We start from the raw sequence: 18,070 nt of genomic DNA, 5'->3' as shown, positions 1-18,070 counted from the left end.
GCGGGCTTCCGGCGATCCCGCACAGTACCCGGGGGTGGTTTTGGCATTTCGTGGCGTCTCTCATACCGGCCGGGCAGATTGGACGCCATGACCGACACCGCACCCGCGCTCCGCCTCGGCACCACCCGCGGGCGGGGCACCCTGCTGGCGGCCGTCCTCGCCTCCGGGATGGTCTTCCTGGACAGCACCGTGGTCAACGTGGCGCTGCCCCGCCTCGGCGCGGACCTCGACGCCACCGTCGCGGGTCTCCAGTGGACGGTCAACGGCTACCTGTTGACGCTCGCCGCCTTCGTGCTGCTCGGCGGCGCGCTCGGCGACCGGTTCGGACGGCGGCGGGTCTTCCTGCTCGGGGTGCTGTGGTTCACCGCGGCGTCGCTGCTCTGCGGCCTGGCCCAGGACACCGGGTGGCTCATCGCGGCCCGGTTCCTCCAGGGCGCCGGGGGCGCGCTGCTCACCCCCGGCTCGCTGTCGGTGCTCCAGGCCAGCTTCCACCCCGACGACCGGGGGCGCGCCATCGGCGCCTGGTCGGGGCTGTCCGGCGTCTCGACCGCGCTCGGCCCGTTCCTCGGCGGCTGGCTGATCGACGCGCTCTCCTGGCGGTGGATCTTCTTCCTGAACCTGCCGCTGGCCGTGCTGGTGGCGCTGGCGGCGCTGCGCTGGGTGCCGGAGAGCCGGGACGAGGCCGCGTCCCGCACGCAGGGGCCGGGGCGGGGCCGCCGCCGCTTCGACGTGGCCGGGGCGCTGCTCGGCGCGCTCGCCCTGGCCGGCGTCACGTACGCGCTGATCGACGCCCCCGTCCGGGGCCTCCGTTCGGTGCCGGTGCTCGTCGCCGTGCTGGCGGGGGTGGTGGGCGCGGTCGCCTTCGTGCTCGTCGAGCGGCGCCGGGGGGACACGGCGATGCTTCCCACCGGCCTGTTCGGCAGCCGGCTCTTCTCCGTGCTGAACGTCTTCACCGTGCTCGTCTACGCGGCGCTCGGCGGTTTCACCTTCTTCTTCGCCGTCTACCTGCAGAACGTCCTCGGATGGTCGGCCCTGCTCACCGGGGTCGCGCTGCTGCCGATGACGGTGCTGCTGCTGGTCGGCTCGGCCCGGGCCGGCGGGCTGTCGGCGCGGATCGGGCCGCGGCTGCCGCTGACCGTCGGGCCGCTGGTCGCCGCCGCCGGGCTGGTGCTGCTGCGCGGCGTCGGCCCCGACGCGTCGTACTGGCGGGACGTGCTGCCGGGGGTGGCGCTCTTCGGCGTCGGGCTGACGTTGGTGGTGGCGCCGCTGACGGCGTCCGTGCTGGCGGCCGTCGACGACCGGTTCGCGGGGGTGGCGAGCGGCTTCAACAACGCCGCGTCGCGGGCGGGCGGCCTGCTGGCGGTGGCCGCGCTCCCGTTGCTGGTGGGGCTCACCGGTGCCGGCTACGCGCAGCCGGCGGAGCTGACCGGCGCGTACCGGGGCGCGATGCTCTGGTGTGCCGGCCTGCTGGTGGCCGGGGCGGCGCTGGCCGCCCTGCTCATCCACCGTCCGCCCCGGCGCTGAGGGCCGCCGGCCGGCAGGGTCCCCGCCGACATCAGGTGTCGGCGGGGAGCCCGCCCGCCAGCTCAGGCGCGGGCGCGGTTGACGGCGCTGGTGACGGCCTTGATCGAGGCGGTGACGATGTTGGCGTCGGTGCCGACGCCCCAGACGGTACGGCCGTCGACGTCGCACTCCACGTACGCGGCGGCGTGCGCGTCGCCGCCGGAGGAGAGCGCGTGCTCGTGGTAGTCGAGCACCCGTACCGCCACGCCCACCGACTGGAGCGCGTTGACGTACGCGTCGATCGGGCCGTTGCCGACGGCGGCCAGCGGGCGCAGGTCCCCGCCCAGGCCGACGCGGGCCTCGATCTCGACCTTGCCCTCGGTGGTGCCGATGGTGTACCCGGCCAGGGTGAGCGCCGGGTCGACCTGGTGGTCGAGCAGGTAGTGCCCGGCGAAGATCTCCCACATCGTGGCGGGGCCGACCTCACCGCCGTCGTGGTCGGTGACCTGCTGCACCACGCCGGAGAACTCGATCTGGAGCCGGCGCGGCAGGTCGAGCTGGTGCTCGCTCTTCATGATGTACGCGACGCCGCCCTTGCCGGACTGCGAGTTGACCCGGATGACCGCCTCGTAGGTGCGGCCCAGGTCCTTGGGATCGATCGGCAGGTAGGGCACCGCCCAGGTGTGCTGGTCGATCGGCACCCCGGCCGCCGCCGCGTCCCTGGCGAGCGCGTCGAAGCCCTTCTTGATGGCGTCCTGGTGCGAGCCGGAGAAGGCGGTGTAGACGAGGTCGCCCGCGTACGGGTGGCGCTCGTGCACCGGGAGCTGGTTGCAGTACTCGACGGCCCGCCGTACCTCGTCGATGTTCGAGAAGTCGATCATCGGGTCGACGCCCTGGGAGAAGAGGTTGAGCCCCAGCGTCACCAGGTCGACGTTGCCGGTGCGTTCGCCGTTGCCGAACAGGCAGCCCTCGATCCGGTCCGCGCCGGCCAGCAGCCCCAGCTCGGCGGCGGCGACGCCGGTGCCCCGGTCGTTGTGCGGGTGCAGGCTGAGCACCAGGCTGTCGCGCCGGGGCAGGTGCCGGTGCATCCACTCGATGGAGTCGGCGTAGACGTTCGGCATGGCCATCTCGACGGTGGCCGGCAGGTTGATGATCAGCTTGCGGTCCGGCGTCGGGTCGATCACCTCGATGACCTTGGTGCAGACCTCCAGCGCGTACTCCAGCTCGGTGCCGGTGTAGGACTCGGGCGAGTACTCGTAGTGGATGTCCGTGTCCGGGGTGTGGATCTCCGCGTACTTGCGGCAGAGCCGCGCGCCCTGGGTGGCGATGTCGGCGATGCCGTCGCGGTCCAGCCCGAAGACCACCCGACGCTGGAGGGTGGAGGTCGAGTTGTAGAAGTGCACGATGGCCCGGCGCGCGCCGCGCAGCGACTCGAAGGTGCGGTCGATCAGGTGCTCCCGGCACTGGGTGAGCACCTGGATCGTGACGTCCTCGGGAATCAGGTCCTGCTCGATGAGCTGCCGCACGAAGTCGTAGTCGGTCTGGCTGGCCGAGGGGAAGCCGACCTCGATCTCCTTGTAGCCCATCTGCACCAGCAGCTGGAACATCCGGCGCTTGCGCTCCGGCGACATCGGGTCGATCAGCGCCTGGTTGCCGTCGCGCAGGTCCACCGCGCACCAGCGCGGCGCGGCCTCGACGTGCCGGGCCGGCCAGGTGCGGTCGGGCAGGTCGAGGCGGAACTGCTGCTGGTACGGCTGGTACCTGTGGTGAGGCATCCGGCTGGGGCGCTGCCGGGCGATCGGGTCGGTCTCAGTGCCGGTGACGGGTTGAGCCATGACGGAGTGCTCCCTGGAACATGTGGCGTCAGCAATCGGAAGGTGTCGGGCGGGTGCCGGGCGACGGTGCCCGGGCGGTTGCCGATGGGATGGTTCGGATGTGCTGGACGGCGCGGTTCGACCCCGCGACGAGGTGCCGGCCTTCAGGCCTCGTCGCGGCGAACAAGGAGAAGCTGCGCCCGCCACATGACGAGGTAACCCTACGTGGTGGGGCGGGGCGCGGGAAGGTGGGTCCGGACTATGGGACGTACCTCGCTGCCCGGCCGGTCAGCAGGAGCGCGGCCAGGGGGAGGCGGTGGCGCAGCCCGGTCTCGGCGCGCAGCAGGTCGGCGGGGAGGCTGAGCGGGTCGCCGAGCCGCCCCACGGCGATCACCACGTGCGGGCGTACGTGCGCCGGCAGGTCGAGGTCGGTGACCAGGCCGGCCCGGTCGAGGTCGCGCAGTTGGCGTACGTGCAGGCCGAGCGCGGTGGCCTGCACGGTGAGGTGGGCGACGGCCTGCCCCAGGTCGTAACCGGCCCGTTCCGCGTCGCCGCCGGCCCGCGCGGCCAGCACCAGCGCGGCGGCGTGCCGTGCCCAGCGCTGGTCGCCGCCGGGGAGGCTGACCAGGATCCGCTTCCAGGTGTCGTCGTCGCGGTGCCCGAGGGCGAACCGCCAGGGCTGGGAGTTGTCGGCGGAGGGCGCCCAGCGGGCGGCCTCCAGCAGTGCGGACGCGTCCTGCGGGGACAGTTCCGCGGTGTGGTCGAAGGCCCGGGGGCTCCAGCGGAAGGCGAGCAGCGGGGTGAGGTCGGCCATGGGGGTCAGTGTCCCCTAAGGGCGATTAGGCACTTAAGGGAGGGATGTCCGGATGTGGGGAACGGCACCCGTAACGTCACCCGGGGTCACGGCGTTGCCGCGTCCGGGCTCGCGGACCCCCCGGTCGGCTCCGGTTCCGCCGTGCCCAGCGGCTCGCCGGCGACCACCGGCCCGGCCAGCCGCACGGTGGCCGGCGCCGGGGCGGGCGTCCCGACCAGGAGCAGCGTGCCGAACGCGGTGTGCACCGCCGTGGGCGTGCCGTCGGGGCCGTAGCAGTAGATCCCCACGTCCAGCGGCGCGTTGATCGACGCCGAGGTGGTCTCGACCGAGTAGCAGGCACCGGACGCGCCGGTCGGCGGCTGGGCGGGCGACACGGCGAGCGGGGCCCGCCGGTCGGTCAGCACGGCCAGCCAGTCCGTGAACGGGTGCTGCACCCGGGGATCGAGCCGCCGGGGCACGGCCTCGTCGCGGTCGCCGAGGCGTACGCAGGTCGCCGGCTCGGGCCGCGCGGCGGAGGGCAGGGCGCACTGGAACAGCCCGTCGACGGTGGCGGCGAGCGAGACGTCCACGGTCCCGCCCAGCGCGCCGCCCGGCACGTCGACCCGCCAACTGCCGTCGTCCGCGCTGGTCACCAGGATGGTGCGGTCCGGGGCCCCCGGGGCGCGCAGCGTGTAGCTGGCGACCAGGTGCCGGTCCCGCGCGGCGGCGGCCAGCGCGGCAAGTTCGTCGCGCGCCGCGTCCAGCCCCGCCGGGACCGGCCTCGCGGTGGGCGTGGGCCGGGCCGCCGGCTGGTCGGCGGTGCAGGCGGTGACGAGGAGCGCCGGCAGGACGAGCGCGAGCGGGCCGGCGAGGCGCCGGCCCGGACGCGCGGGCCTCGCGGCGGGGCCGGCTGGGCGGAGGTGGGCGTGCACGGAGCCATTCTGCGGCCCGCGGGGACGCGCGCGGGGCCGCACGGCGTGCGACGCCCCGGCGTGTCGCGGGGCACGCCTGGCGCGGCGGCCGGGCCGGATCGTGGGATCACCCGACCCGGCCGGACCCGGCGACCGATACCCTGGGTGCGTCTGACACCCGCCGTCGGTTGAGATGCCGGCGGCGTCGGCACGCTCAGGGTCGTCGCTGGGAGGGAGCGCACCGTCGTGGCACTCGTGGTGCAGAAGTACGGCGGGTCCTCCGTCGCCAACGCGGAGCGGATCAAGCGGGTGGCCGAGCGCATCGTCGCCGCGCGCAAGGCCGGCGACGACGTCGTCGTGGTGGTCTCCGCCATGGGAGACTCGACCGACGAGCTGCTCGACCTGGCCAACCAGGTCAGCCCGCTGCCCCCGGGCCGCGAGCTGGACATGCTGCTCACCGCCGGGGAACGGATCTCCATGGCGCTGCTCGCCATGGCGATCCACAACCTGGGATACGAGGCACGCTCGTTCACCGGTTCGCAGGCCGGTGTGATCACCACGTCGGTGCACGGCCGGGCGCGGATCATCGACGTCACGCCGGGCCGGCTCAAGGGCGCCCTCGACGAGGGCGCGGTGGTCATCGTCGCCGGCTTCCAGGGCGTCTCGCAGGACACCAAGGACGTCACGACGCTGGGCCGGGGCGGGTCCGACACCACCGCCGTGGCGCTCGCCGCCGCGCTGCACGCGGACGTCTGCGAGATCTACACCGACGTCGACGGCGTCTTCACGGCCGACCCGCGGATCGTGCCGGACGCGCGGCACATCGCCCGGATCACCTACGAGGAGATGCTGGAGCTGGCCGCCTGCGGCGCCAAGATCCTGCACCTGCGCAGCGTGGAGTACGCCCGCCGGGCGGACTTGCCGATCCACGTCCGTTCGTCATACTCGACCAACACCGGCACGATGGTCACCGGATCGATGGAGGACCTTCCCGTGGAGCAAGCACTGATCACCGGGGTCGCCCACGACCGCAGTGAAGCGAAGATCACGATCGTGGGGGTGCCCGACGAGCCGGGAGCCGCCGCGCGGATCTTCGACACCGTGGCCGGCGCCGAGATCAACCTCGACATGATCGTGCAGAACGTCTCCACCGAGGGCACGGGCCGCACGGACATCTCCTTCACGCTGCCCAAGGCCGACGGCCCCACGGCCATGGCCGCCCTCAGCAAGATCCAGGAGCCGGTCAAGTTCAAGGGCCTGCTCTACGACGACCACGTCGGCAAGGTCTCGCTGATCGGGGCAGGGATGCGCTCGCACCCCGGCGTGGCGGCCGGCTTCTTCGCCGCCCTCGGCGCGGCCGGGGTCAACATCGAGATGATCTCCACCTCGGAGATCCGGGTCTCCGTGGTCTGCCGCGACACCGACCTCGACGCCGCCGTGCGCGCCATCCACGAGGCCTTCGACCTCGGTGGCGACACCGAGGCCGTCGTCTACGCGGGGACGGGACGGTAGCCACCGTGTCGCCGCTGCCCACCCTGGCCGTGGTCGGGGCGACCGGTGCCGTCGGCACGGTGATGTGCGAGCTGCTCAGCGGGCGGAAGAACGTCTGGGGCGAGATCCGGCTGTTCGCCTCCGAGCGTTCCGTCGGCCGGCGGCTGCGCTGCCGGGGCGAGGAACTGACCGTGCAGGCGCTGACCCCCGAGGCTTTCGACGGGGTCGACGTGGCGATGTTCGACGTCCCGGACGAGGTCTCCGCCCGGTGGGCGCCGATCGCGGTCGGTCGCGGCGCCGTGGCGGTGGACAACTCCGGCGCCTTCCGGATGGACCGCGACGTCCCGCTGGTGGTGCCTGAGATCAACCCCGAGCATGTACGCAACCGCCCGAAGGGCATCATCGCCAACGCCAACTGCACCACCCTCGCGATGATCATCGCGATCGCCCCGCTGCACCGCGAGTACGGGCTGCGCGAGCTGGTCCTCGCCTCCTACCAGGCGGCCTCCGGCGCGGGCCAGCCCGGCGTGGCCGCCCTGCACGACCAGCTCGCCAAGGTCGCGGGGGACCGCGTGCTGGGCTCCCGCCCCGGCGACGTGCGCCAGGCGGTCGGCGACGACCTGGGCCCGTTCCCCGCGCCGCTGGCGCTCAACGTGGTGCCCTGGGCGGGCTTCCTGGCCGACGCGGGATGGTCGTCCGAGGAGATGAAGCTGCGCAACGAGTCGCGCAAGATCCTCGGGCTGCCCGACCTGAAGGTCTCCGCCACCTGCGTACGGGTGCCGGTGGTGACCGGCCACTCCGTCGCGGTGCACGCGGTCTTCGCCACCGAGGTGGCCGCCGAGGGCGCCCGCGAGGTGCTGCGCAACGCCCCCGGCGTGATCCTGGTCGACGACCCGGCCGCCGGCGAGTTCCCGATGCCCATCGACGCGGTCGGCACCGACCCCTCCTGGGTGGGCCGCATCCGCCGCGCCGTCGACGACCCCCGCGCCCTGGACTTCTTCGTCACCGGCGACAACCTGCGCAAGGGCGCCGCCCTCAACACCGCCCAGATAGCCGAACTCATCGCCAAGGAACGCCGCGCCCGCTGAGCCGGGGTCCCGTCAGGCGGCGGCCAGGCGGACGCCGTCGCGACCGTGCCGCTTCACGCCGTAGAGCGCCTGGTCGGCGCGGCGCAGGGTGGCCTCGGGAGGCTCGCCGGAGCGCGGGAGGGCCACCCCGACGCTGATCGTGCGGCCGATGAGCCGCGCCGCCTCGGCCAGGCGCTCGGCGATCCGGACCGCCTCCTCGGGGCGGCTCACCTCGATCACCGCCACGAACTCGTCGCCGCCGATGCGGTACAGCTCGTCGCCGTGCCGCAGCGCCCCCTCCAGGGCCCGGGCCAGCCGGACGAGCACGCGGTCGCCGGCCTGGTGGCCGTACGTGTCGTTGACGGTCTTGAAGCCGTCCACGTCGATCGCCAGCAGGGCCGTACGCCCCGGGGTGGCCGCCGCGATCCGCCGGCCGAATGGCCCCGTGTGCCGCAGCCCGGTCAGCGGGTCCGAGTTGGCCCGTTCGTGCAGCCGGGCCAGGGTGCGCAGCCGGTCCAGGCAGGTCCACGCCTGGTTGGCGAGCAACTCCAGCAGGTTGACGGTGGTCGGGTCGGGGCGCAGCAGCAGTTCGTCGGCGACCAGCAGCACGCCGCCGCCGTCGGGCGGGCCGAGCGGCACCGCGACGAGGGTGCGTACGCCGGCCCGGGTCAACGGCCGGTGCTCGGGGATCGCCGGGTGCCCCGCCTCGCCGAGCGTGTGACCCACGCCGTGGCGGTGGGCGCGGCCGACCAGCCGGCCCAGCGCGGCCGGTCCCGACTCGATCAACTCCGCCCGGATCCGGGCCTCCAGGTCGTCCGGGGTGGCCGCCGGCGTCGCCAGCCGGGGCCCGTCCGCACCGGCGAGGACCAGCACCGCGGCGGTGAGGGTGGAGACGTCCCGGGCCGCGGCGATCGCGGCGGCGAACAGGTCCGACTCCGTCGACGCGGAGGTCAGCGCGGCGGCGTGCCGCAGGAGCTTCTCGCTGCGGCTCTCCGGCGGCGGTCCGCCCAGGGCCACGATCCGGGCACCGAGCCGGGTCGCCAGCCGTTCGGCGGTGTCGCGCCACGGGGCCAGGTCGGTCGGGCCGCACCACTGGAGATCGAGTACGCCGATGGGCCGGCCCGCCGGGTCGAGCACCGGCACGCACACCTCGGCGGTGACGTCGGGGCGTACCGGGATGTAGTCGGGGTCCTCGGCGACGTCGGGGACGACGGCGCTCCGGCCGGCGGCGTACACCCGGCCCACGATCCCGGCCTTCGGCGGCACGGTGGAGAAGACCTGCCAGGAGCCGGTGGCGGCGACGCAGCGGAGCCGGTCGTGGACCTGGAGCAGGACGGAGATGGTGGCCGGCGCGTGCCGGGCGAGCGCGGCGACGGCCAACTGGCACGCCTCCACCACGGTCGACGCCATGGGGAGGCGGACCGTGACGTCACGGATGACTCGCTCGTGATCCACAGGGCACGTCGTTCCAGGTAGGGAGGGGTGCGGCCGGCGGACGGCCCGCGATCAAGCGTACTCAGCGGGGCGCGGAACCGCCTGCGTGCAAGATCACCGAAAGCTTCGTACACACGTGCTATCCACAGGCTGTGGACAGCGCCTGTGGGTTGAGCGCACCCCGCGCGGGGGCGCGCGGCGATAGCGTGGGGATCCCGGTCGAGTGGAGGCACGATGCTCATCGCCCAGCTCAGTGATCCGCACCTGACCACCGGCGTGCTGGCCGCCGAACCGGCCGCCGGCCTGCACCGGGCCCTCGGCCGGGTGCTGGCGCTCGACCCCCGGCCCGACTGCGTGGTCATCACCGGCGACCTGGCAGACCGGGGCCGACCCGACGAGTACGCGGCCCTGCGCGAGATCATCGGCCGGTTTCCGCTGCCCCTGCACCTGGTCGCCGGCAACCACGACGACCGGGAGTCGCTGCTGGACGCGTTCGGGGGCACGCCGTGGCTCGGCGGCGGCTACTCGGCGCACTACCACGTCGACCACCCGGAGACGACCGTCGTGGTGCTGGATTCCCTGATGGCGGGCAGCAGCGCCGGCTGCCTCGGCGCCGACCAGCTCGGCTGGCTGGACGGGGTGCTGGCGGGTCGCCCCGACGTGCCGGCCGTCGTCTGCCTGCACCACCCGCCGGCACCCGTCGGCATCCCGGCCGCCGACGATGTCCGGCTGACCGACGGCGACGAACTGGCCGAGGTGATCGCCCGGCATCCACACGTCGTACGGGTGATCGCCGGGCACGTCCACCGGGCGGTCACGGTGACCTTCGCCGGCACGGTGCTCAGCATCGCGCCGAGCACCTGGCGGCAGAGTTCGTTCACCACCAGCGCGGACGAGCAGACCGGTTGGGTCGCCGAGCCGACCGGCTTCCTGCTGCACCGCCTCGCCCCGGGCGGCTGCGCGACGCACCTGGTGCAGGTCAGTCACGCCGCCGGCATGGTCTGCGGGTTCTGATCGCCCCGGGGGGACGTGTCGACGGTGACGGGCGAGGTCTGGTACGTCGCGTACGGGTCGAACCTGCACGCCGCCCGGCTCGGCTTCTACCTGGCCGGTGGCTGCCCGCCCGGCGTACGGCGGACGTATCCGGGCTGCCGGGACCCGCGACCGCCGCGGCGGACCGTGCCGGTGTCGCTGCCCGGCGGCGTCTACTTCGCCGGCGAGTCCCGGGCCTGGACCGGCGGGATGGCGTTCTACGACCCGACGCTCCCCGGCGCGGCGGCGGGCCGGGCCTACCTGCTCGACGTCGGGCAGTTCGCCGACGTGGCCGCCCAGGAGATGTACCGGGAGCCCGGCGCCGATCTCGACCTGATCGGCGCGGCCGTCGCCACCGGCAGGGCCACCCTCGGTCCCGGCCGGTACGAGACGCTCATCTGCCCCGGCCGGCTCGACGGGCTCCCGCTGCTTACCTTCACCGCCGGCTGGACGGCGGCCGACGTGCGGTGGCGAGCCCCGGCCCCCGCCTACCTCGCCATGATCGCCCGTGGCCTGCGCGAGTCGCACGGCTGGGACGCCGACCGGATCGCCGCCTATCTGGGCGGCCGGCCGGGAGTCGACGGCGGATGGGAGCGGGACGCGCTGGTCCCGCTGGTGCGTCAGGCCGTCGCGGGCTGACCCGCGCTCCGGGCGGTCGGATCGTCGTCGGGGGCCGGTGGGTCGGGCCCGCGATCCGACATGTCTGCCACACCGTCCGGCTGCGGGCACCGAAAGCGGGTGGGAGTGGAACGGTCGGGTCCCGCGCCACGCCGCCTGGTTCCTGCGGCGGTCGGTCGGAGGACCGGGGCCGGTCCCGCCGGACGGGAGCTGATCAACCAGGCGTACGCAATTGCCGATGCCGCCGTCGAACCGTCCACTTTGGTCGCCGAAGATCGATAACCTCAGCCGGCCGTGCACGTACGCGGCTCATCCGCCGGCTCCACGTCCGGCCGTCCGTGTGGGGGAATCGCATGAGAAGAAGGCTTATCGGTCTCGCGGTGACGTGCGCCATCACGGTGGGAGTATCGCTGAGCACCGCCGGCCCGGCCCAGGCCGCCACCCCCGCCGTCCAGATCACGAAGGTCTACTACAACTCGCCGGGCACCGACAACCGCTCGAACTCCAGCCTGAACGCCGAGTACGTCAAGCTGACCAACCGGCGGTCGACGGCCGTCAACCTGAAGAACTGGACGCTGCGCGACAAGTCCAACCACGTCTACAAGTTCTCCGGCAACGTACGGCTCGGCGCCCGCGCCAGCGTCTACGTCCACACCGGGAGGGGCGGCAACACGTCGACCCACCGTTACTGGGGATCGGGCGCCTACGTCTGGAACAACACCGGCGACAAGGCGTACCTGCGTAACTCGGCCGGCACCTTGATCGACTCCTGCTCCTGGGGAAGCAAGGGCAGCTACACGAACTGCTGAGATCGGCGCCGGCCCCGGGCGACCGGGGCCGGCGACGCGGCGGGGGCCGTCCGCCGGCCCGCTCGCGGCGTCCGATCGGGTCAGGCCTTGGCGGGGGCCGCTTCCGTGGTGGCCGGCGTGGGCGGCACGCGACCGTCCTGGGCCGGGGTGAGCAGCCGCCGCAGGGAGAGCGCGACGAGCGACGCCACCAGACAGCCGCTGACGACCACCACCACCCAGATCCGGCCGTTGGCCGCTCCGATCAGCGGACCCGCCGTCACCGGCCCGATCACGCCGCTGATGCCGAAGATCATCGAACTCATGGCGTTGTAACGGCCGCGTAGCGCGTCCGTGGCGAGCGCGTTCGTCAGCGCCGGCATCACCGGCGACAGCAGCGTCTCGCCGAAGCCGAAGATCGCCGAGCAGGCCACCACGCAGAGGGCGGCGGCCAGCGCGTTGCCCGGACCCACCACGCCCCCGGCCCCCAGGACCAGCCAGGCGAGGGCGAAGACCCCGCCCACGACCGCCAGCGCGCCCGTCCGGCTGCGCCCCTCCATCCGCCGGATCACCAGCAACTGCGACAGCACGATCATCACCGTGTTGCCGGCCAGCGCCCAGGCGACCACGCGCGGCGTCACCTCGGCCACCCGGATGGCGTACGCGGTGAAGCCGACCTCGATCTGCGCGTAACCGCAGGTGGTCAGGACCAGGCCGAAGATGACCAGCCGCCGGAACGGGCGGTCCCGCAGCACGGTCAGGTAGCCGCCGGCCGACGTCCGCTCCTCGGCCGGCCCGGCGGCGACCCGGCGGCCCACGTGCGGCAGGGTCAGCAGGATCAGCGCCGGCATCAGGTAACTGATCGCGTCGAGCACGTAGATCGCCTGGAAGGTGATCTCGCGGGCGGTGTCGACGATCGCCCCGGAGGTCAGGCCGCCGAGACCGATGCCGAGATTGAGCAGGGCGAAGTTGAGCCCGAAGACCCGCTGCCGCTCATCGGCGTCGGTGAGTGAGGCGAGGATCGTGTTCTGCCCGGACCAGATGACGGAGCTGCCCATCGCGACCAGCGTCATCACCCCGAACGCCGAGGCGGTCGAGTCGACCAGCGCCAGCGACCCGGTGCCGACCGCCTCGAGCAGCAGACCCGGCAGCAGGACCCGGCGCGCGCCGAACCGGTCGATCAGCGTGCCGCCGACCGGCGACAGCACCAGGGTGACCACGCCGTACCAGCCGATCACCAGGCCGGCGCGGGCGTCGGTGAGGCCCCGCACGTCGGTCAGGTAGATGAACAGGAACGGCAGGGTGAGGCCGCGCCCGATCGCCGACAGCAGCGTGCCGACGAGCATCCGTCGGGCTTCCGGTCGGCGGGGCAGGGCGCGACTGAGCATCCCCCGATTCTCTGCTCTGGGTGTGACACGACGCGAGCCCATTTGCCCCCGGGTTTCACAACTGTCGAACGCCCGGCAGCACGTCGCCGACGCGCGCGGCGGGACGTCGTACCCCTCTGGGATGCTGGACGGGATGACCACCACCTGGCGGCACCTGCCCGCGCCGGCCCGCGAGATCGCCACCGCCGCCACCGGGGCGGTCGCCGCCGCGCGCGAGCGCGACCCCGTGGCGTACGACGTCGCGGTGGCCCGGCTCGCCGCGGCCGAACGCTCCGGCCTGGTGCTCGGCGCGGTGGTCCGCCTGCTGCTGGAGGAGACCCACCCCGACGGCCTGGACGGCGACGATGTCCGTCAGGTGCTCGAAGGCTGCGTCCGTGGGGCGGCACCCTGGCAGCCCGACGTCGACCCGCACGTGGTGCTCGTCCTGCTGGCGGGCGCCCTCGGCGTCTACGAACCGGGCGACGACGAGTCGCCCCCCGACCCGACCGCCGTGGCGCGGCACGCGCCGCTGCTCGTCGCCGACCTGCTCGCCGGGACGGGCCGGCCCCTCGACGGCTACCTGAGCGCCGCGTTCACCGAGATCGCCCGCACCGAGCGGCAGGACTGAGCCGCCCGGTAGCCCCTCGGCTGGTGCGTCCTCCCTGCGTTGGCCGGATGATCGGCATCCGCGCGGGTGGCCCGCCGGGTCGAGGAGCCGCCCGCGGGACGCTACGGAGCTGATGTCGTAGACGATTCACCGGCCGGCCGGCCGTGCCCACGGCGGCCCACAGCACAGCCATCGCCTGATGTCGTAACCGATTCAGCTCCAAAGCGTGCGCACAAGGACTGGACGTTCCGGCACCGACGATTCATCGCCAGGGGCGCCGCAGGGCGCCACCGCCGATGACGGAGATCTATTCGCAGGCGTCCTCGGACGCCACCCGCGACGCGCTCAAGCGCCTGGGGGCCCGCAGTGACCGCCGCTGCTGTACGAATGCATCAGGGGCCACTCTCATCGATGGAGAGTGGCCCCTGACCTCGGTCGGGGTGGCCGTATTCGAACCGACGACCTCTTCGTCCCGAACTGGCGGCAGGCCGGTCGGATCGGGTGTCATCCGAGGTCATCCGGCCTGCTGGGGTCGCGCTGGGTTGGGTGTGGTCGGCTCGGTTGCTGTACTTCGTTGCTGTACTGCTCGTCGACGAGGAACTGCCGGAAGTGGGTGCGCATCTCCAGCCAGTGGCGGTGTTCGTCGCAGGGGTGGAGTCGGCCGCAGCGGCACAGGCTCAGGGTTGACTCGGCGTGCTTGGTCAGCAGGATGTCCGCGTAGGCCACCTGGGCTTTGGCGTACTCCTGGAAGGCTGCCGAGGTGTAGAGGGCTCCCATTGGTCACCGCCCTGCCCTGGGGGTGTGGCGGCGGTGCCAGAGGGCCTCGGCGACGGCGTCCATGGGGTCGATCTCGCCGGTGGCCAGGCGCTCGCGGATGACGGCGATCCAGGGCGGCGAGGCGTTGGTGGCTTCGCCGCAGGCGGTGCGCATCCCCTCCTGGGCGAGTCGGGCCAGTCGGCAGGGGTCACGCTGGTTCGTGTGCCAGCAGCCGGTGGCTACGCAGAAGCCGGTGCTGTCGGGCCTATGTGCTTCCCAGAGGGCGCGGGCCAGTCGCCACAACAGACGGTGCTGGCAGTCGGCGGGTGGCTCTTCGGGCGGGTTGTCGACATCGAAGGACATGCGCCGACCATCGCGTCCGACGGCGGGCCGTTCCATGGCCAGCGGTCATGTCACGGTGACATGGGACGGCTCGACCAGCGCGAATGGTCGCCCTAGGCTGTCGACCTGAACACCTTGAGTAGTCGGAACGCGACGCTGGGAGCTGCCGTGCTGCTCGATCCGCTGCGGATTCCGGAGGATGCGTGGTCGCACGGCGAGGTGCTGGCCGTCCTGGCCGCCCGCGACATCGGCGGGCTGTTCCGCTGGATCACGAACCTCACCGGGGCGAGTCAGAGCCGGATCGGGGCCGCTGTCGGGCTGGAACAGGGCTACGTCAGCCGGATCATGGCCGGACGCAAGGTCACCTCGATCGACGTGCTGGAACGGATCGCCGACGGATGCCGGATGCCCGACCAGGCGCGCACCACGATGGGCCTGGCACCCCGACAGGCCGCACCATCGGCCGCCGCCCCCAGTCGGCGCGTTCCCGACGCGCCGCCTTTGCAGCGGACCTGGCGCGATGACGTGCGCAGTGCCGCAGAACTTTGGCGAGGTGACGTGAACCGTCGAGACGTACTCCGGGAGGTGGCTTTCAGCTCCGCCGGCTACACACTGCCGGCGCTGCGTTGGTTTACCGCCCCCGCCCCGGCTCCGGTCACCCAACCCGGTCGCAGCGCGGTCGGTCAACCCGCGATTGACACCATCCGGGCGATGACGGCGACCTACCGCCAGTTGGACAACCAGTACGGCGGCGGGCACGCCCGCGACACTGTCGCCCGCTACCTCCACCAGGAGGTGACGCCGCTGCTCACCGACGGCCGCTACGATCATGGCACCGGCCAACGGCTGCTCAGCGCCGCCGCCGAACTGGCCCAACTCGCCGGCTGGCAGGCGTATGACACGGCCGAGCACGGCATCGCCCAGCGGTACCTCACCCTTGCCCTGGACTTCGCCCACGCTGCCGGAGACGACGGCCTGGGCGCGGAGATCCTCGCCGCGATGAGCCACCAGGCCACCTACCTCGGCCACACCGCCACCGGCCTCGACCTCGCCCGCGCCGCCGGCCGGACCGCCCGCCGTGCCGGGGTTGCCGTCCTGACCGCCGAAGCTCACGTCATGGAAGCCCACGCCTTGGCCAAGGCCAACGACGAACGGGCCTGCGCTGCCGCCCTGCATCAGGCGGAACAGGCTCTCGACCGAGCCGACCGCAGCAGCGACCCGCAATGGCTCAGCTACTTCGATGAGGCGTACCTCTCGGCCAAGTTCGGCCACTGTTTCCACGCCCTCGGCCGCACCACCCACGCCGAACGCTTCGCTGCCCGATCGCTGCACATGGACAACCGGTACGTACGCGGCCGAGCCTTCAACCTGGCCCTGCTCGCCAGCGTCCACGCCCAACAGGGCGAACCCGACCGGGCCTGCGCTATCGGCGCGGAAGCCCTGACCCTGACTAACCAGCTTCGTTCGGCCAGGGCCAGTCGCTATGTCCGCGATCTGCAAGCGCAGCTCGCCCCACATCGGCGGCTACCCGCCGTCCGGCACTTCACCGGCCGCGTTGATGCCACCCTCGGCCCCCGACGCTGACCGTCACAGCTCTCCCCGGGCCTTGCGCGCCACCAACTCCAGCACAGCGATCACCGTCCCGGCACCGACGATCTCACCCCGGGACACCAGCGCGTATGCCTCTTCGAGCGGAATCCAGGCGACCTGCTCGGCCTCGTTCACGTCCGTGGGTGTGCCGATGTGTTCGGCGTGCCGGGCCAGGAAGAGCAGGTTCTCGGCGTCGGCAGTGCCGACCCAGGGTTGGAAGGACAGCAACGGCTCCACCGCCTGGAGTCGCCAACCGGTTTCCTCCTCGACTTCCCGCACCGCGCACGCCGCCGGCTGCTCATCGTCGTCGACGTAACCGCCAGGCAGCTCCCATACCCACCGGTCGAACACGAAGCGGTGCCGTCGCATCAACAACAGCCGCCGCTGACCGTCGAGCACGGCGACCATGGCCGACTGGGGAGCCCGGATCACGTACTGCTCGAAACGGACCCCGTCCGGCAACTCCACCTCGGCGATGCTCAGCCGTGCCCGGCGGGTGTCGTCCACCACGCGCTCGCCGTGGATGGTCCACCGGGTCAACTCCGTCGCCTGCTCCTCCATCACCCCGCCAGTATCCGCGCCGAACCTCACCATGCGCTGCGGACCCGATGCGCGCCGGGTAGAGAGCTGAACGGCCCGAGCGCATCCGTTCTGGAAGACAAGGACCTACCCTGCACCTGCTCGCCGCATAGTTGGTCAGGCCTTCCCAGCAAACTGCCCAGCAACGCTGATCGCCGTGGCCGCGATCGCCGAGAGCATCCCCACGATCGCGCCCAGGGTCGTCAGTCCTTCCCTAGGCGAAGCCCAAAGCCCACGGTTCATCTGACGCCAGGCATGCGGAGCGATGGTCATCTTGAGCTTCTGCCACTTGTGCTGCCGCTTGCTACATCCGAGTAGAAGGCCAGCCGAGTTGTTTCGGCACAGGGTCCCGTCCCGGTTGACGGCGCAGCACCACACTGGAGCTTGAAACAGGAAGAAGCTGGTCACCAGCAGCGACAGCACCAGCAGCGCCACCGGCCCCACAGAGCGAGTCCACCACGCCGTAACGAGGATGATGAACGCCAGATAGCCCCAGTATCGCCCCAGATCCTTCATGGTGATCGAAAGTAGCGGACTGCCCGCCCACAGTAACCACCATCTGTCCGGCACCCGACTCGCAGCCCGCCAGCCGCCACTTGGCGTTGAACTGGCACGGGATGCCAGGCGAACCGGACAACGGTCGCCGATCATTAGCCTGATCTGCACAAACACTCGGCATCGAGTGTCGTCGTTAGTCTCCGCTGGTTGACGTCCTACGGCCTGGCGACGGCCTGAGCCAGCCTCGCCAATGGGGCGCTTCGACCCCTCGCTTGTAAGCTCTGCGCGCTCCGTCCGGGCGCGTCCGCGCACGTCTCTGACGTCGAGCGTTGATCTGTCGCCGGCCGGCTTCGACTCTCACCTCCGCCAGCAGACGAGGAAGAACGACCGTGATCAGGCGGGCATCGCCTGGCAGGGCTCCCGGCTGCTGTTCACCACCCGCTACGGAACGCCGGTCGAGCCGCGCAACTTCAATCGCTCCTGGGACGCCCGCTGCGCCCGCGCCGGGGTCCGGAAGATCACCGTGCACGACGCCCGGCGTACCTGCGCGACCCTGCTCGTCGACCTGGACGTGCACCCGCGCGTCATCATGCAGGTGCTTCGGCACGCGGAGGTGTCGGTCACGATGGAGATCTACTCGCAGGCGTCCTCGGACGCCACCCGCGACGCCCTCAAGCGCTTGGGGGAGAGCCTGCGGTGACCGCCGCTGCTGTACCCGGCTGCTGTACGAATGCATCAGGGGCCACTCTCATCGATGGAGAGTGGCCCCTGACCTCGGTCGGGGTGGCCGGATTCGAACCGACGACCTCTTCGTCCCGAACGAATAATCATGGCCGACCGGCCAGCCAGCATCGCGCGTTCTACCTCGGTATGGAGTCCCCAA

At 72.4% G+C, this 18,070-nt stretch carries 17 protein-coding genes and 1 pseudogene; 9 read left to right on the top strand and 9 right to left on the bottom strand.

Annotation, left to right across the window (positions count from 1 at the left end):
* Window positions 1-87: 87 nt before the first annotated feature.
* Window positions 88-1,524 (top strand): MFS transporter, encoded by a 1,437-nt coding sequence (locus ACQ452_RS27085; protein ID WP_433388479.1) that lies wholly within the window; start codon window positions 88-90, stop codon window positions 1,522-1,524.
* A gap of 62 nt (window positions 1,525-1,586) precedes the next feature.
* Here ACQ452_RS27085 and leuA read toward each other — a convergent pair whose 3' ends face one another.
* The 3 genes from leuA to ACQ452_RS27070 all read right to left on the bottom strand — a co-directional run bounded on the left by leuA (window position 1,587) and on the right by ACQ452_RS27070 (window position 5,042).
* Window positions 1,587-3,338 carry a 2-isopropylmalate synthase gene (gene leuA, locus ACQ452_RS27080; RefSeq protein WP_433388477.1) on the bottom strand — a complete coding sequence of 584 codons (1,752 nt, stop codon included), beginning with the start codon at window positions 3,336-3,338 and terminating at the stop codon, window positions 1,587-1,589.
* A 238-nt stretch (window positions 3,339-3,576) separates the two neighbouring features.
* Window positions 3,577-4,131: a nitroreductase family protein gene (locus ACQ452_RS27075; protein WP_433388476.1), complete on the bottom strand. Its 555-nt coding sequence runs from the start codon at window positions 4,129-4,131 to the stop codon at window positions 3,577-3,579.
* An 86-nt stretch (window positions 4,132-4,217) separates the two neighbouring features.
* Complete coding sequence (locus ACQ452_RS27070; RefSeq protein WP_433388475.1) at window positions 4,218-5,042, bottom strand: hypothetical protein; 825 nt, start codon at window positions 5,040-5,042, stop codon at window positions 4,218-4,220.
* A 225-nt stretch (window positions 5,043-5,267) separates the two neighbouring features.
* Here ACQ452_RS27070 and ACQ452_RS27065 point away from each other — a divergent pair, with 225 nt between their 5' ends.
* Window positions 5,268-6,533 carry an aspartate kinase gene (locus ACQ452_RS27065; protein ID WP_433388474.1) on the top strand — a complete coding sequence of 422 codons (1,266 nt, stop codon included), beginning with the start codon at window positions 5,268-5,270 and terminating at the stop codon, window positions 6,531-6,533.
* 5 nt (window positions 6,534-6,538) lie between these two features.
* Window positions 6,539-7,600, top strand: a complete 1,062-nt coding sequence (locus tag ACQ452_RS27060; protein WP_433388472.1) for an aspartate-semialdehyde dehydrogenase — start codon at window positions 6,539-6,541, stop codon at window positions 7,598-7,600.
* Window positions 7,601-7,612: 12 nt separating this feature from the next.
* Here ACQ452_RS27060 and ACQ452_RS27055 read toward each other — a convergent pair whose 3' ends face one another.
* Window positions 7,613-9,034 (bottom strand): diguanylate cyclase, encoded by a 1,422-nt coding sequence (locus ACQ452_RS27055; RefSeq protein ID WP_433388470.1) that lies wholly within the window; start codon window positions 9,032-9,034, stop codon window positions 7,613-7,615.
* A gap of 213 nt (window positions 9,035-9,247) precedes the next feature.
* On the opposite strand from ACQ452_RS27055, the gene ACQ452_RS27050 reads away from it, so the two are divergent.
* The 3 genes from ACQ452_RS27050 (at window position 9,248) to ACQ452_RS27040 (ending at window position 11,472) form a co-directional block, all read left to right on the top strand.
* Window positions 9,248-10,027, top strand: coding sequence for a phosphodiesterase (locus ACQ452_RS27050; RefSeq protein WP_433388468.1), 780 nt, complete (start codon window positions 9,248-9,250; stop codon window positions 10,025-10,027).
* 24 nt (window positions 10,028-10,051) lie between these two features.
* Entirely contained in the window at window positions 10,052-10,684 is a 633-nt protein-coding gene (locus ACQ452_RS27045) for a histone deacetylase (RefSeq protein ID WP_433388466.1), read from the top strand.
* A 332-nt stretch (window positions 10,685-11,016) separates the two neighbouring features.
* Complete coding sequence (locus tag ACQ452_RS27040; RefSeq protein WP_433388464.1) at window positions 11,017-11,472, top strand: lamin tail domain-containing protein; 456 nt, start codon at window positions 11,017-11,019, stop codon at window positions 11,470-11,472.
* An 80-nt stretch (window positions 11,473-11,552) separates the two neighbouring features.
* On the opposite strand, the gene ACQ452_RS27035 is transcribed toward ACQ452_RS27040, so the two are convergent.
* Window positions 11,553-12,836: an MFS transporter gene (locus ACQ452_RS27035; RefSeq protein WP_433388462.1), complete on the bottom strand. Its 1,284-nt coding sequence runs from the start codon at window positions 12,834-12,836 to the stop codon at window positions 11,553-11,555.
* Between the two features lie 133 nt (window positions 12,837-12,969).
* Between ACQ452_RS27035 and ACQ452_RS27030 the strand changes: the two genes are divergently transcribed.
* Window positions 12,970-13,443 (top strand): hypothetical protein, encoded by a 474-nt coding sequence (locus ACQ452_RS27030; protein ID WP_433388461.1) that lies wholly within the window; start codon window positions 12,970-12,972, stop codon window positions 13,441-13,443.
* 483 nt (window positions 13,444-13,926) lie between these two features.
* Here the strand turns inward: ACQ452_RS27030 and ACQ452_RS27025 are convergent, their stop codons facing one another.
* Both ACQ452_RS27025 and ACQ452_RS27020 read right to left on the bottom strand, forming a co-directional pair.
* Entirely contained in the window at window positions 13,927-14,199 is a 273-nt protein-coding gene (locus ACQ452_RS27025; protein ID WP_433388459.1) for a hypothetical protein, read from the bottom strand.
* Window positions 14,200-14,202: 3 nt separating this feature from the next.
* On the bottom strand, window positions 14,203-14,541 hold the full coding sequence (locus ACQ452_RS27020; protein ID WP_433388457.1) for a hypothetical protein: 339 nt from the start codon (window positions 14,539-14,541) through the stop codon (window positions 14,203-14,205).
* Between the two features lie 147 nt (window positions 14,542-14,688).
* Between ACQ452_RS27020 and ACQ452_RS27015 the strand changes: the two genes are divergently transcribed.
* On the top strand, window positions 14,689-16,104 hold the full coding sequence (locus tag ACQ452_RS27015; protein WP_433388455.1) for a helix-turn-helix domain-containing protein: 1,416 nt from the start codon (window positions 14,689-14,691) through the stop codon (window positions 16,102-16,104).
* Between the two features lie 3 nt (window positions 16,105-16,107).
* On the opposite strand, the gene ACQ452_RS27010 is transcribed toward ACQ452_RS27015, so the two are convergent.
* Both ACQ452_RS27010 and ACQ452_RS27005 read right to left on the bottom strand, forming a co-directional pair.
* The gene (locus tag ACQ452_RS27010) at window positions 16,108-16,674 is read right to left on the bottom strand and encodes an NUDIX hydrolase (RefSeq protein ID WP_433388453.1); all 567 of its coding nucleotides are present in this window, start codon (window positions 16,672-16,674) and stop codon (window positions 16,108-16,110) included.
* Between the two features lie 132 nt (window positions 16,675-16,806).
* Window positions 16,807-17,205 (bottom strand): hypothetical protein, encoded by a 399-nt coding sequence (locus ACQ452_RS27005; RefSeq protein WP_433388452.1) that lies wholly within the window; start codon window positions 17,203-17,205, stop codon window positions 16,807-16,809.
* A 406-nt stretch (window positions 17,206-17,611) separates the two neighbouring features.
* Between ACQ452_RS27005 and ACQ452_RS27000 the strand changes: the two are divergent.
* Window positions 17,612-17,887 (top strand): annotated as a pseudogene (locus ACQ452_RS27000) (tyrosine-type recombinase/integrase); the annotation flags it as partial.
* Window positions 17,888-18,070 lie beyond the last annotated feature (183 nt).

The sequence above is a fragment of the Micromonospora sp. KLBMP9576 genome (assembly GCF_050941805.1).
Lineage (GTDB): Bacteria > Actinomycetota > Actinomycetes > Mycobacteriales > Micromonosporaceae > Micromonospora.
The sequence above is the reverse complement of the archived record's forward strand: the minus strand, read 5'-3'. Positions and strand labels throughout refer to the sequence as shown.